The following is a 13,567-nucleotide window of genomic DNA, read 5'->3' on the forward strand; positions in this document are numbered from 1 at the left end:
GTATCAGGCCTCCCGGCTACGGGCACACATCATCGTTGCTTCGCACACAACTTTACCGTCGACCAGCGCAACCCCTTTAAAACGGGTCAGGCCACGGCGCGTTTTCTCGAAAGTCACTTCCATGATCATCTGATCGCCAGGCACGACAGGACGCTTAAAGCGTGCTTCGTCAATACCCGCGAAATAATACAGTTCGCCTGGTTCCAGTTTTCCTACGCTTTTAAACGCAAGGATACCGGTAGCCTGTGCCATCGCTTCCAGAATCAATACGCCAGGGAAAATAGGTTTACCCGGGAAGTGGCCCTGAAAGAAAGGCTCGTTAACGGATACATTTTTCACTGCGCGCAGAAAACGACCTTCTTCAAAATCCAGCACGCGATCAACCAGCAGAAACGGAAAACGGTGCGGCAGAAGTTCTAAAATCTCTTCAATATGCAGAGTATGAGTGTTAGTAGTCAAAATACTCTTCCTGTCAAAATATACTAAAAGGCAATAATAACACGGCCTGTCGCAATCGTATGAATGGGACAGGCCGAAAAGTCAGACATGCAAAAACGGTGCTTTAGTCTTGTTGATTAACCTTGCGCTCAATCGCTTTGAGGCGCTTGCTCATATCATCAATATTCATCACCAGTGCAGCTGTTTTACGCCATACCTTATTGGGTTGTAGCGGAATGCCTGAGGAATAGACGCCAGGTTCGGTGATAGGACGCATCACCATACCCATGCCAGTCACCGTGACTTTGTCGCATATTTCCATATGCCCATTGATCACGCTGGCGCCGCCAATCATGCAGTAACGGCCAATCTTCAGGCTTCCCGCCATAATGACGCCACCGGCTACTGCCGTATTGTCGCCAATCACAACGTTATGCGCAATCTGGCACTGGTTATCAATGATAACACCATTACCGATCACAGTATCGTCCAGAGCACCACGGTCAATGGTGGTACAAGCGCCGATCTCGACGCGATCGCCGATAATCACGCGACCAAGCTGCGGGATCTTTACCCAGTTACCGCGATCGTTCGCGTAACCAAATCCATCAGATCCAACGACAGTGCTTGACTGGATCAGGCAATTCTCACCGATCTGAATGTCGTGGTAAATCGTCACATTCGCCCACAAGCGTGAACCTGCACCGATTTTAGTATTTTTTCCGACGAAGCAGCCTGCGCCGATAACGACGTTATCACCCAGTTCTACGCCAGACTCAATGACCGCATTTGCGCCCACAGAGACATTATTACCCAGCTTCGCCGTTGCATCGATCACTGCACTCGGTGCAATGTTCTGTGCAGGCTGAGGCGTGGTATCTAAAATTTGCGCCATACGTGCATAGGTCAGGTAGGGATTCTTCACTACCAACGCGGCACTTTTAGCAAAAGGAAGATCGTCCTGCGTCATTACTACGGCAGAAGCCTGGCATACGCCTAAGTGTTCACGGTACTTAGGATTCACCATGAACGTGATATTGCCAGTTTGCGCAGATTGCATGGACGCTACGCCGGTGATGACGATATCGCCATCACCGTGTAATTCTGCATCCAACTGCTCTGCTAAATCAGCCAGTCGAATTGAAGGCATTACTTATTTAACCTGTTTCAGTACGTCAGCGGTGATGTCTTTTACATCGCTGCTGTTGTATGCAACGGTGTTTGCGTCAACGACCAGATCGATGCTCTGGCTGCTGGCAACAGATTTCACAGCAGTCTGGATACGAGTAACCAGTTTGCCACGTTCTTCGTTGGAGCGACGCGCACGATCCTGCTCAAAAGCCTGAGCTTTCTGAGAGAAAGTCTGGCGCTGAGCCATAACGTCTTTTTCCAGCTTGGTACGATCGCTACCTGCTTTCATTGATTGCAGACGCTGCATCTTAGATTGCAGATCGGATTCCATACGCTGCAGTTCGCTGGCACGGCCTTTGAACTCGTTTTCCAGCGTAGCAGAAACGCCTGTCTTCTGTGCAACCTGTTGGAACAGGCTACCCATGTTGACGATTGCAATTTTGTCAGCCGCTTGTGCGGACGTTGCCATCGCTAAACCGAGACCTGCAGCTAATAACCACTTTTTCACAATTAACTCCTTACCATCCCATTTGCACCCGAAGGTGCAGTTCTTTGCGTGGCCAGGCGATCCCATGCAAGATCGCCTAAAGTCATCGCTACACTACCACTACATTCCTTTGCGAAGAACAATTACCAGGTTTTACCAATGTTAAACTGGAACTGTTCCGCTTTGTCTCCATCGTACTTCTTGAACGGCTGGGCGTAGGAGAAAACCAACGGCCCCAATGGGGACATCCATTGTAAAGCGATACCCGCTGACATACGGATATTACTTGGATCACTGTAGTCCGGCACACCTATAGCACGTGTTTGAGCGCTATCCTGCCAGTTAGTATCCCAAACGGTACCCATATCCCAGAAGAACGAGGTACGAACCGAGTTGGCATACTTGTCGCTAATGAACGGCGTTGGGGTAATAAACTCCAGGCTGGCGACAGCCATGGCGTTACCGCCCACTGCGTCATCCGATTTACAGTCCTTACCGTCTGCGTTGGAACACTCTTCGTAGTCACTATTATCAGAACCACTGGCGTAAGCACCGTTTTTGTAGACTGCTTTTGGACCGATAGTATTCGACTGGAAGCCACGCACGGTGCTGGAACCACCTGCATAGAAGTTCTCATAGAACGGCATTTCTTTGCTGCCAATGCCGTCGCCATAGCCTACCTTCGTACGTCCTAAAACCACCCACTTGTGATCGTCATCGATCGGCACATAGGTCGCGGTATCCATCGACACTTTGTAGTATTCGTTATCAGAACCCGGAATGGTCACTTTACCGTTCAGGTTGACGCGTGTACCGTCCGTTGGGAAATACCCACGGTCCAGTTTGTTGTACGTCCAACCGTAGTTAAAGGTGAAGTCATCAGCGGCAAAGCTGTTGGTATTGGTCTCGCCCATTGACTCAAGATAACGATCCATCGCAACCTGCGGCTGCATGTTGGACAGTTTGTTATGTACATAACCCAGGCCGGCACGCAACGTGTTGTATTCGTTTACCGGGAAGCCAAGCGTTACGTCTGTACCATAACTTTTGTTGGTATAGTCGGACAGATCCGCATCATTCGCTTCAAAGTCGTTATAGAAGACACGGCCACCCAGGCTCACACCATCAACGGTGAAGTACGGGTTAGTCACAGACAACTCAGTATAGGTCTGGTAGTCGTTTTTGGTGCCGTTGATGCCAACAGAATAACCGGTACCTAACCAGTTATCTTGCTGAACGCCAGCCTGGAAGCTCACACCGCTCTCGGTACCGTAACCGACGCCGAAGTTAAAGCTACCGGTGTTACGCTCTTTGACCTTGTAGACTACATCAACCTGATCCGGTCTGCCCGGAACACGCTGAGTATCGGTATCAACTGTTTCAAAGTAACCCAGACGGTTCAGACGCTCTTTACCCTGGTCGACCAGATCGCTGCCCAACCATGCACCTTCCATCTGACGCATTTCGCGACGCAGAACGGAATCTTTAGAGGTGTCGTTACCTTCAAAACGAATCTTACGCACATAGAAACGGTTACCCGCATCCACGTTTACGCGTAATTTAACGGTTTTGTCAGCGTCGTTGATTTCAGGCTGCGACTGTACGCGCGGATAGGCATAGCCATAGCGACCCAGGAGCTTCTTGATATCATCTTCCATTTTGGTCACTTTGGTGCCGTTATAGAGTTCACCTGGCTCGATCTTCGTCAGGGTCTCAATTTCGGCGGAGTGCCCGGCCAGGTTACCGCTCACCTGAACACCAGAAAGCTTGTACTGCTCGCCTTCTGTGATGTTAACGGTGATGTAGATACCTTTTTTATCCGGCGTCAGGCTGACCTGAGTGGAATCGATATTGAAGCGGGCATAACCGCGATCCAGATAGTAACTGCGCAGGGTTTCAAGGTCGCCCGCCAGTTTCTGTTTCTGGTATTTGCGATCGCCCACCACGTTCCACCACGGCACTTCGTCACGCAACTGGAAGTGAGAGATAAGTTCGTCAGTCGTGAAGGCATGGTTGCCGACGATATTGATCTGTTGGATCTTCGCCGAAACACCTTCCTGGAAGACCAGTTTGAGGTCAACGCGGTTACGCGGCAACGGCGTCACCACCGCTTTCACACTGGCGCTGTACTTACCGACGCTATAGTAGAAATCTTCCAGGCCTTTTTCGATATCGGCAAGCGTGGTGCGATCCAGAGACTCGCCAACACGCACACCAGACGCCTCGAGGTTTTGCTTGAGCATGTCATCTTTCACCGATTTATTACCGGAGAAAGTGATGCTGGCAATCGTCGGACGCTCTTTTACCTGAACCAGAAGGGTATCACCATCGCGCAGGACGCGGACATCCTCAAAGTTACCGGTGGCGAACAGAGCACGAATGGTATTACTGATGTCTTCATCATTAACCGTGTCGCCTGTGCGCACCGGCATACTGAGGAGAGCCGCACCAACGGCGACTCGCTGTAGGCCTTCGAAATGAATGTCCTTCACTACGAACCCTTCAGCACCGTATACGGTGGCGCTGCTAAACAGCAGCGACGCTATGAGCAACTTTTTCATCGCCATCGTTATTATGCGTTCTTCCTAACACTCTCTTACAACCGAGAGAAATCATTGAAAAGTGCAAGCCCCATTAACAACACCAGCAAGATAGAGCCAATGCGATAACTAAAGTCTTGAACCCGCTCGGATACCGGACCGCCCTTCAGCTTTTCAATCGCCAGGAACAGCAGATGCCCCCCGTCAAGAACGGGCAACGGAAACAGATTGATTATCCCTAAGTTCACGCTGATAAGCGCAAGGAACATCAGGTAATAAATAATCCCGAATTCCGCTGACATCCCAGCCCCCTGGGCGATAGAAATCGGCCCACTGAGGTTGTTCAGTTTTACATCACCGGTAATCAATTTTCCCAGCATACTGACCGTCAGCTTCATCAACTGCCACGTTTTATCCGAGGCTTCGAGGACGGCGCTGAATGGCCCATACTGGCGTACAGTCTTATACTCATCAGGCAGAGGAATAACTTTAGGCACCACGCCCGCAAAACCTTCTGCCTTCCCGTTAACCTGTTTTGAATCTGGGGTTAACGTTAAAGACAAGGAACTTCCTTGTCTTTCAATATCTAGCGCTAACGGCTTATCCGGATTATCGCGCACCAGCGTCACAAACGTCATCCATTGCGTCAGCGGCTGACCATTGACTTTAACGATCCTGTCGCCTGCTTGCAAACCTGCCTTACTTGCAGCGGAGTTAACCTGCACTTCTGACAGCACCGGTTCAATCTGCGGACCGCGCGGACGAATCCCTAAACTGGAGACGGGATCCTCTTTGTCTGGCTCAAATGCCCACTGACGTAAATCCAGCGTTTTGTCCTGACGCTGGTTACTGCCAAACTGCGCTACGCTGAGAGTCGTATGCTCATCGCCAATTTTGGCTACCAGTTGCAATCTCACGGCATCCCAATCAGGGGTTTCGATACCATCAACCGCTTTTAGTTCCGTACCCGGCTGAATTTGCGCCTGCGCGGCAATCGAGTTGGGTGTTATTTCACCAACAACCGGACGAACGCCAGGGACACCGATGATAAACACCAGCCAGTAAGCGAAAATAGCAAAAAGGAAGTTTGCAATCGGACCTGCGGCGATGATGGCTGCGCGTTGTCCAACCGTTTTATTGTTGAAGGCGTAATGGCGCAACTCCGGTGCGACTGGTTCAGCGCGCTCATCCAGCATTTTGACGTAACCGCCGAGGGGAATCAGGGCGATAACGTATTCCGTACCTAATTTATCGGTACGCCGCCAAAGCGCTTTTCCAAAACCAATGGAAAAGCGTTCGACGCGGACTCCGCAGCGCCGCGCAACCCAGAAATGACCAAATTCATGCACGGTGATAAGCACACCAAGTGCGACAATGAATGCAGCCAGATTCCAGAGAATACTCAGCATAAGACCATCCGTTAGAGCGTCCTGAATACCAGTAACAACAGGCAGGCAAAGACCGGTACCGCAGCCGTCAGGCTATCAATACGGTCCAGAATACCGCCGTGTCCTGGAATTAAGTGACCACTGTCCTTAATACCTGCTTCACGCTTAAACATACTCTCGGTCAGGTCACCCAGCACGGAGGCCAGGGCTGCAACGATGGAGCAAATGAGCAAGGTGACAGGCGCAACTTCAAGATTCGCCCACATGCCATAACCCCATGAGATTACGGCCGCAGTGGCGAGTCCGCCAATAAAACCCTGCCAGGTTTTACCAGGAGAAACCTTCGGTGCCAGCTTATGTTTGCCAAACAGCTTACCAAACATATACGCACCCGAGTCCGCTCCCCAAACGAGGATCATGACATACAGCAGCCATAGCGCGCCACTATAATGATTCTCATCATAATGCCATGCACGTAGCGCCAGCATTCCCCAAAAGAACGGAACAATGGTTAACACGCCGAAAATTATGCGTAATGTTTTGGAATTACGCCAGACCGACGCAGAGCCGGGATAAAACAATACCAGCAACAGCGCCACGGCCCACCAGCCCAGCGACGCCCACAGCGATACTTCAACCAGCGGCTGATGAATATTGCGATGGTATTCCGGCAGTAAGAACAGCATTAGCGCCAGCAATAGCCCGCACAAAACCGCCAGCCAGACTCGCTGTGTACGCGTGGTAAAACCGCTTAACTGTCCCCATTCCCAGGCGGCCAGCATACAAACGACCAGCGTGACAATGGCGAACCCCACCGGCGGCAGCAAAAACAGCGCCGCGATGACAACGGGTATTAAAACAAAAGCAGAAATCAGGCGATACTTCAGCAAAAGCGACCCCCATCAGGCTTTTTCATCACCGGGCTCGGTGCCGCCGAAACGACGCTCACGATTAGCAAAGGCATGCAGCGCACCTTCAAAGTCTTGTTCATCGAAATCGGGCCAGAGAACATCCGTAAAGTAAAGTTCGGCATAGGCAATTTGCCACAACAGAAAATTACTAATTCGATGCTCTCCCCCAGTCCTTATCACTAAATCCACAGGAGCCAGTTCATGCATACAAATTTGCTGCCCAAGCATCTCTTCATCGATTTGCTCTGGACGCAGCAGACCATCCTGCACCTGTTGTGCCAGTTGCCTGACACCCTGGACTATATCCCACCGTCCACCGTAATTCGCTGCAATATTCAGCGTCAACCCGGTATTCTGGGCAGTAATCGCTTCTGATTTGCGAATCCGTTCTTGCAAACGAGAGTTAAATCGACTGATATCCCCGATAATACGCAGACGTACGTTATGGCGGTGCAGGTTTTTCACTTCACTATCAAGTGCCCACACAAACAGTTCCATTAACGCGCTCACTTCCTGCGCAGGTCGGTTCCAGTTCTCACTGCTAAAGGCATACAGCGTTAACGCATCAATACCGTTATTGGCAGCAAAAGAGACAGCCCGGCGGACGGATTTTGCTCCGGCCTTATGCCCAAAGGCGCGAATCTTCCCTTGCTTTTTCGCCCAGCGGCCATTGCCATCCATGATAATTGCGACATGGCGACAACCATGTGCTGGCAAATTTTCGCTTAATGGTTTAGTTGCAGACAACATAACGCGTTATTAGTCCCTGAAAGGATTTACGGTACTCAGGAATACTGAAGCCCATCCACAAAAAAGCCGTGTCAAACCACGGCTTACCCGACCGAAAAAAAGCAAATACCCGCGATCGGGTGGCGCAGACTATATCACTGAAGCCCAACGCTAACAAATAGCACGATTCTCCGTAGAGGGATTATCATCAGCTTGAGAGTCGCATCACTTCTTTTCTGGCGACGTCCCGCGCGATGGCATCAACCTTCAGCACGTCATCAACGCTCTGCGGCTCCTGCAAATCCATCTTATCCAGCACGGATAAATTCAGGTCAGCAATATCGGTAAATCGGATCTGCTGCGCCAGAAACGCGGCAACCGTAATTTCATTCGCGGCATTAAGTGCAGTCGTCGCCGCCTGCCCTTGCTCAAACGCGTCCATCGCCAGCTTCAGGCACGGATAACGCTGGTAATCAGGTGCTGAAAACGTCAGCGCACTGAGTTTGCAAAAATCGACAGGCTTAACACCGGACGTCACTCGTTCTGGCCATGCCATGGTATGGGCAATAGGTGTACGCATGTCCGGTTCACCCAACTGCGCCAGAACACTACCATCCTGATAACGGACCATCGAATGAATAACCGACTGCGGGTGAATCAGCACTTCCATCTGGCTTGCACTGGCATTAAATAACCAACGCGCTTCAATGTATTCCAGACCTTTGTTCATCATGGTGGCGGAATCGACAGAGATTTTTCGTCCCATCGACCAATTCGGATGACGACATGCCTGATCGGGGGTCATAGAGACCAGATCGCGCAATGGCGTTTCACGGAATGGGCCACCAGACCCGGTAAGCAGAACTGACATAACGCCGTTTTGCTCAAGGTCAGCGTATCCCAGATTGTGTTGGATAGGTTGCGGTAAACTCTGAAAAATCGCGTTATGCTCGCTATCTACCGGCAAAAGCTGCGCTTTGTGGCGTTTCACGTCGTCCATAAACAGACGACCGCAGGTCACCAGAGACTCTTTGTTCGCCAGTAAAATACTTTTGCTCGCACGAATTGCCGCCAGCGTTGGCAATAAGCCCGCTGCGCCGACAATTGCCGCCATGACCTGATCAACATCATCCAGCGCAGCCATATCACAGGCAGCCTGCTGACCGCTCATGACCTCAGTGCGACTGCCCTGCTCCAGCAGAGCTGCTTTTACCAACGCAGCGCTTTTTTCATCGTCCATTACCGCATAGCGAGGAGAAAACTCCAGGCATTGCTCTACCATGCGGGCGACATTTTTACCCGCCACCAACGCAGCAACACGAAATTTTTCCGGGTTATGGCGTACTACATCCAGCGTACTGCAACCAATGGAACCGGTTGATCCCAGGATGGTTAATTGCTTCATGAGACATCCAGAAGAATTTTACCCTTTAAGGTATATAGACAGAAAAAAGCAAAACGCCGCCATCCAGCCTTCTCAGGCCTTCTAAGCGGCGTTTTTAGCGTACAGGCGAATCAGAACTGCATCAGTTCCGCTTCTTTCTCTGCCAGCGCCGCATCAACTTTCTTGATTGCAGCGTCAGTCAGTTTCTGTACGTCGTCCTGAGAACGGCGATCGTCATCTTCGCTGATCTCTTTTTCTTTCAACAACGCTTTCACTTTGTCGTTTGCATCGCGGCGTACATTACGTACCGCAACACGCGCGCCTTCAGCTTCGCCACGCACGATCTTGGTCAGATCTTTACGACGTTCTTCGGTCAGCGGCGGCAGCGGAACGCGGATGTCGGAACCCGCAGAGCTTGGATTCAGACCGAGGTCGGAAGCCATGATGGCTTTCTCAACGGCTGGCCCCATAGAACGGTCGAACACGTTGATTTTCAGGGTACGGGAATCTTCAACCGTTACGCTTGCCAGCTGGCGCAGCGGAGTCGGTGTGCCGTAATATTCCACGACAATACCATCCAGCAGGCTAGGAGAAGCACGACCCGTGCGAATTTTGCTGATTTGGTTTTTGAACGCTTCGACGCATTTGTCCATGCGTACTTCAGCATCTTTTCTGATATCGTTGATCACGTTACGAATCCTTGAAAGCTTGTTTCAGTCAGACCATACCCGCCGCGCAAGATGTGACAAGTATAGTCTTGATTAATTTTGAGGGACGTATCCCGCGACATTAAAGCGGAATATTACCTGCATTTAGCCGCAACGGGAATTATTCCGTGATTAACGTGCCTTCTTTTTCACCCATAACAACACGGCGCAGTGCACCTGGTTTGTTCATATTAAAGACACGAATCGGTAATTTGTGGTCACGAGCCAGCGTGAACGCAGCCAGATCCATGACTTTCAGCTCTTTATCCAGTACTTCAGTGTAGGTCAACTGTTCGTACATGGTCGCCGTTGGATCTTTAGCCGGGTCGGCAGTAAATACGCCATCGACTTTGGTGGCTTTCAGTACCACATCCGCTTCAATTTCAATACCACGCAGGCAGGCTGCTGAATCGGTGGTGAAGAACGGATTACCGGTACCCGCAGACAAAATAACAACGCGGTTGTTACGCAGCAGGCTAATAGCTTCAGCCCAACTGTAGTTATCACACACGCCGTTCAGAGGAATTGCGGACATCAAGCGAGCGTTCACATAGGCGCGGTGAAGCGCATCGCGCATCGCCAGACCGTTCATTACGGTGGCTAACATGCCCATGTGGTCGCCCACAACGCGGTTCATCCCTGCTTTCGCCAGACCAGCGCCACGGAACAGGTTACCACCACCAATCACTACGCCAACCTGAATACCCAGCTCAACCAGCTCTTTGATTTCCTGAGCCATGCGGTCAAGGATGCTTGCATCAATACCGAAGCCTTCTGAACCTTGCAGAGCTTCGCCACTTAACTTAAGCAGAATACGTTTGTAGACGGGTTTTGCATTGGTAGCCATGTTTCTTTCCTGAGACTGTCAACGAATGAGATGAGTTAATTCCAGCGACATTGTATGTCGCTTTTCAGCAGGACCACTATAGCGGTTCGCTGAATTTACAAGCCAGACACAAAAAGAAGCCGCCCTCAGGCGGCTCCTTTCAAAATTAAGACTGCTTGGACATCGCAGCAACTTCTGCTGCAAAGTCAGTCTCAACTTTCTCGATGCCTTCACCCACTTCAAAGCGGATGAAGCCTGTTACGTCAGCGTTATGCTCTTTCAGCAGCTGACCAACAGATTTGCTCGGTTCCATGACGAAAGGCTGACCGGTCAGAGAAACTTCGCCGGTGAATTTCTTCATGCGGCCTTCAACCATTTTCTCTGCGATTTCTTTCGGCTTGCCAGACTGCATAGCGATGTCCAGCTGAACCTGGTATTCTTTTTCTACCACTTCAGCGGAAACGTCTTCCGGCTTAACGAATTCTGGTTTGCTTGCAGCAACGTGCATTGCCAGCTGTTTAACCAGTTCTTCGTCAGCGCCAGTTGCAGCAACCAGAACACCGATACGAGCACCATGCTGGTAGTTACCCAGAACTTCGCCTTCCAGGGAAGCAACGCGACGGATGTTGATGTTCTCACCGATTTTAGCAACCAGAGCAACACGTTCTTCTTCGAACTGTGCTTTCAGAACTTCAACGTCAGTGATTTTGCCAGCAACGGCAGCGTCCAGTACTTTGTCAGCAAATGCCTGGAAACCAGCATCTTTAGCAACGAAGTCAGTCTGGCAGTTAACTTCCAGAATGAAAGCGATGTTGCCGTCGATTTTGGTTTTGATTACGCCGTCAGCAGCAACGTTGCCTGCTTTTTTCGCCGCTTTGATTGCACCGGACTTACGCATGTTTTCGATTGCCAGCTCGATGTCGCCATTAGCTTCAGTCAGTGCTTTTTTGCAATCCATCATGCCTGCGCCAGTACGCTCACGCAGCTCTTTTACCAGGGATGCGGTAATTTCAGCCATTCTAAAATCCTCGGAAGATTTGATCTGCCCGGCATGAAACCGCACAGATTTAAAAGTGAAAAAGGGGGCCATATACAGGCCCCCTAACCAAACGTGATACTACCTGGTCTATAAGGGCTCTAACGAGCGTGCCTTATTATTCAGCTTCTACGAAGCTTTCTTCCGCCTGGGAAGCCAGATCCTGAGAACGGCCTTCACGAACGGTAGTAGCTACAGCGCCCAGGTACAGGGTCACAGCACGGATTGCGTCGTCGTTACCCGGGATAACGAAGTCAACACCGTCCGGATCAGAGTTGGTATCAACGATAGCAAATACTGGGATACCCAGGTTGTTTGCTTCTTTGATAGCAATGTGCTCGTGGTCAGCATCGATTACGAACAGAGCGTCCGGCAGACCGCCCATGTCTTTGATACCGCCCAGGCTGTTTTCCAGTTTCTCAAGCTCACGAGTACGCATCAGCGCTTCTTTCTTGGTCAGCTTTTCGAAAGTACCGTCCTGAGACTGAGTTTCCAGATCTTTCAGACGTTTGATGGACTGACGAACGGTTTTCCAGTTAGTCAGCATACCGCCCAGCCAGCGATGGTTCACGAAGAACTGGTCGCAGCTGTTAGCAGCTTCTTTCACCGCTTCGCTTGCAGCGCGTTTAGTACCAACGAAAAGGATTTTACCTTTACGAGCAGAGATCTTGTTCAGTTCAGCCAGAGCTTCGTTGAACATCGGTACAGTTTTCTCAAGGTTGATGATGTGAACTTTGTTACGCGCACCGAAGATGAACGGCTTCATTTTCGGGTTCCAGTAACGGGTCTGGTGACCGAAGTGAACACCAGCCTTGAGCATGTCGCGCATGGAAACAGTTGCCATGATTAAAACCTCTATATATAAAAGTTGGGGTTAAGCCTCCACGCATCCCATATTACCGACCCCAAAGGGCACCCCGGAATATGTGCCGATACGTGTGTGTTGTTACACAAAGTGAGATTTGTCGCTCCCGTCCATCGTGTGTAGTCTTCGAATGGATCGGAAGTCCGGCGCGCTTTATACCACAAATACGCCATAGACACCAATAATTGTTGGCACTGTGTGCTGTTAATGATTCTCAATTTGGCAGCACGTATGCGGGACTGATACCATTGGCAGCACTTAAACAATTATTGCCGATATCATCGGCACTGATGGACAGAATTCATGGCTATCTCAATCAAGACCCCTGAAGAAATCAAAAAAATGCGCGTCGCTGGCCGCCTGGCCGCTGATGTACTGGAAATGATCGAACCGTTTGTTAAACCGGGCGTCAGCACCGGCGAACTGGATCGTATCTGTAATGACTATATCGTGAATGAGCAGCAGGCCATTTCCGCCTGCCTGGGTTACCACGGCTATCCGAAGTCCGTGTGTATCTCTATTAATGAAGTAGTGTGCCACGGGATCCCGGACGACGCCAAACTTCTGAAAGACGGCGATATCGTCAACATCGATGTGACTGTGATTAAAGACGAGTACCACGGCGACACCTCGAAAATGTTTATCGTCGGCAAACCTACTATTCTGGGCGAGCGTCTGTGCCGCGTCACGCAGGAAAGCCTGTATCTGGCGCTGCGGATGGTGAAACCGGGCATTCGCCTGCGCACGCTGGGCGCTGCAATTCAGAAATACGCGGAAGGTGAAGGTTTCTCTGTCGTTCGTGAATACTGCGGTCACGGTATCGGTCGCGGCTTCCATGAAGAGCCGCAGGTTCTGCACTACGATGCAGACGACGGCGGTGTGGTACTGCAGCCGGGCATGACGTTCACCGTAGAACCGATGCTGAATGCCGGTGATTACCGCATCCGCACCATGAAAGACGGCTGGACGGTGAAAACCAAAGACCGGAGCTTGTCTGCACAGTACGAGCATACTATTGTAGTGACGGAAAACGGCTGTGAGATTCTGACGTTACGCAAGGATGACACCATCCCGGCGATCATCACACACGGCGAATAATGTTTTGCCTGATGGCGATGCATTCGC

13 protein-coding genes are annotated in these 13,567 nt (G+C 50.7%); 1 reads left to right on the plus strand and 12 read right to left on the minus strand.

The annotated features are described in order from the left end of the window. Positions 1–3 precede the first annotated feature (3 nt). From fabZ to rpsB, 12 genes are all read right to left on the minus strand, one after another. A complete protein-coding gene (gene fabZ, locus OGV98_RS19445; protein WP_003018528.1) occupies positions 4–459 on the minus strand; it encodes a 3-hydroxyacyl-ACP dehydratase FabZ in 456 nt (151 codons plus the stop codon). A gap of 103 nt (positions 460–562) precedes the next feature. Next, positions 563–1,588 carry a UDP-3-O-(3-hydroxymyristoyl)glucosamine N-acyltransferase gene (gene lpxD, locus OGV98_RS19450; RefSeq protein ID WP_003018531.1) on the minus strand — a complete coding sequence of 342 codons (1,026 nt, stop codon included), beginning with the start codon at positions 1,586–1,588 and terminating at the stop codon, positions 563–565. Positions 1,589–1,591: 3 nt separating this feature from the next. Beyond that, positions 1,592–2,077 carry a molecular chaperone Skp gene (skp, locus tag OGV98_RS19455; RefSeq protein WP_003018533.1) on the minus strand — a complete coding sequence of 162 codons (486 nt, stop codon included), beginning with the start codon at positions 2,075–2,077 and terminating at the stop codon, positions 1,592–1,594. Between the two features lie 122 nt (positions 2,078–2,199). Further along, entirely contained in the window at positions 2,200–4,623 is a 2,424-nt protein-coding gene (gene bamA / locus OGV98_RS19460) for an outer membrane protein assembly factor BamA (RefSeq protein WP_003018536.1), read from the minus strand. 29 nt (positions 4,624–4,652) lie between these two features. Beyond that, entirely contained in the window at positions 4,653–6,005 is a 1,353-nt protein-coding gene (rseP, locus tag OGV98_RS19465) for a sigma E protease regulator RseP (protein WP_044714937.1), read from the minus strand. 11 nt (positions 6,006–6,016) lie between these two features. Further along, the gene (gene cdsA / locus OGV98_RS19470; RefSeq protein ID WP_006686786.1) at positions 6,017–6,874 is read right to left on the minus strand and encodes a phosphatidate cytidylyltransferase; all 858 of its coding nucleotides are present in this window, start codon (positions 6,872–6,874) and stop codon (positions 6,017–6,019) included. 12 nt (positions 6,875–6,886) lie between these two features. Continuing rightward, positions 6,887–7,645, minus strand: coding sequence for a (2E,6E)-farnesyl-diphosphate-specific ditrans,polycis-undecaprenyl-diphosphate synthase (gene ispU, locus OGV98_RS19475; protein ID WP_003018543.1), 759 nt, complete (start codon positions 7,643–7,645; stop codon positions 6,887–6,889). Positions 7,646–7,832: 187 nt separating this feature from the next. Continuing rightward, entirely contained in the window at positions 7,833–9,029 is a 1,197-nt protein-coding gene (ispC, locus tag OGV98_RS19480; protein WP_003845810.1) for a 1-deoxy-D-xylulose-5-phosphate reductoisomerase, read from the minus strand. Positions 9,030–9,139: 110 nt separating this feature from the next. Then, positions 9,140–9,697 (minus strand): ribosome recycling factor, encoded by a 558-nt coding sequence (gene frr / locus OGV98_RS19485; RefSeq protein WP_003018547.1) that lies wholly within the window; start codon positions 9,695–9,697, stop codon positions 9,140–9,142. A gap of 139 nt (positions 9,698–9,836) precedes the next feature. Beyond that, entirely contained in the window at positions 9,837–10,562 is a 726-nt protein-coding gene (gene pyrH / locus OGV98_RS19490; RefSeq protein WP_003018549.1) for a UMP kinase, read from the minus strand. A 145-nt stretch (positions 10,563–10,707) separates the two neighbouring features. Continuing rightward, positions 10,708–11,559, minus strand: a complete 852-nt coding sequence (gene tsf, locus OGV98_RS19495) for a translation elongation factor Ts (RefSeq protein WP_003018551.1) — start codon at positions 11,557–11,559, stop codon at positions 10,708–10,710. Between the two features lie 136 nt (positions 11,560–11,695). Continuing rightward, positions 11,696–12,421, minus strand: a complete 726-nt coding sequence (gene rpsB, locus OGV98_RS19500) for a 30S ribosomal protein S2 (RefSeq protein ID WP_003018553.1) — start codon at positions 12,419–12,421, stop codon at positions 11,696–11,698. Positions 12,422–12,745: 324 nt separating this feature from the next. Here rpsB and map point away from each other — a divergent pair, with 324 nt between their 5' ends. Next, entirely contained in the window at positions 12,746–13,540 is a 795-nt protein-coding gene (gene map, locus OGV98_RS19505) for a type I methionyl aminopeptidase (RefSeq protein ID WP_171862039.1), read from the plus strand. Positions 13,541–13,567: the final 27 nt, after the last annotated feature.

The organism is Citrobacter sp. Cf136 (genome assembly GCF_030333815.1).
Lineage (GTDB): Bacteria > Pseudomonadota > Gammaproteobacteria > Enterobacterales > Enterobacteriaceae > Citrobacter > Citrobacter freundii.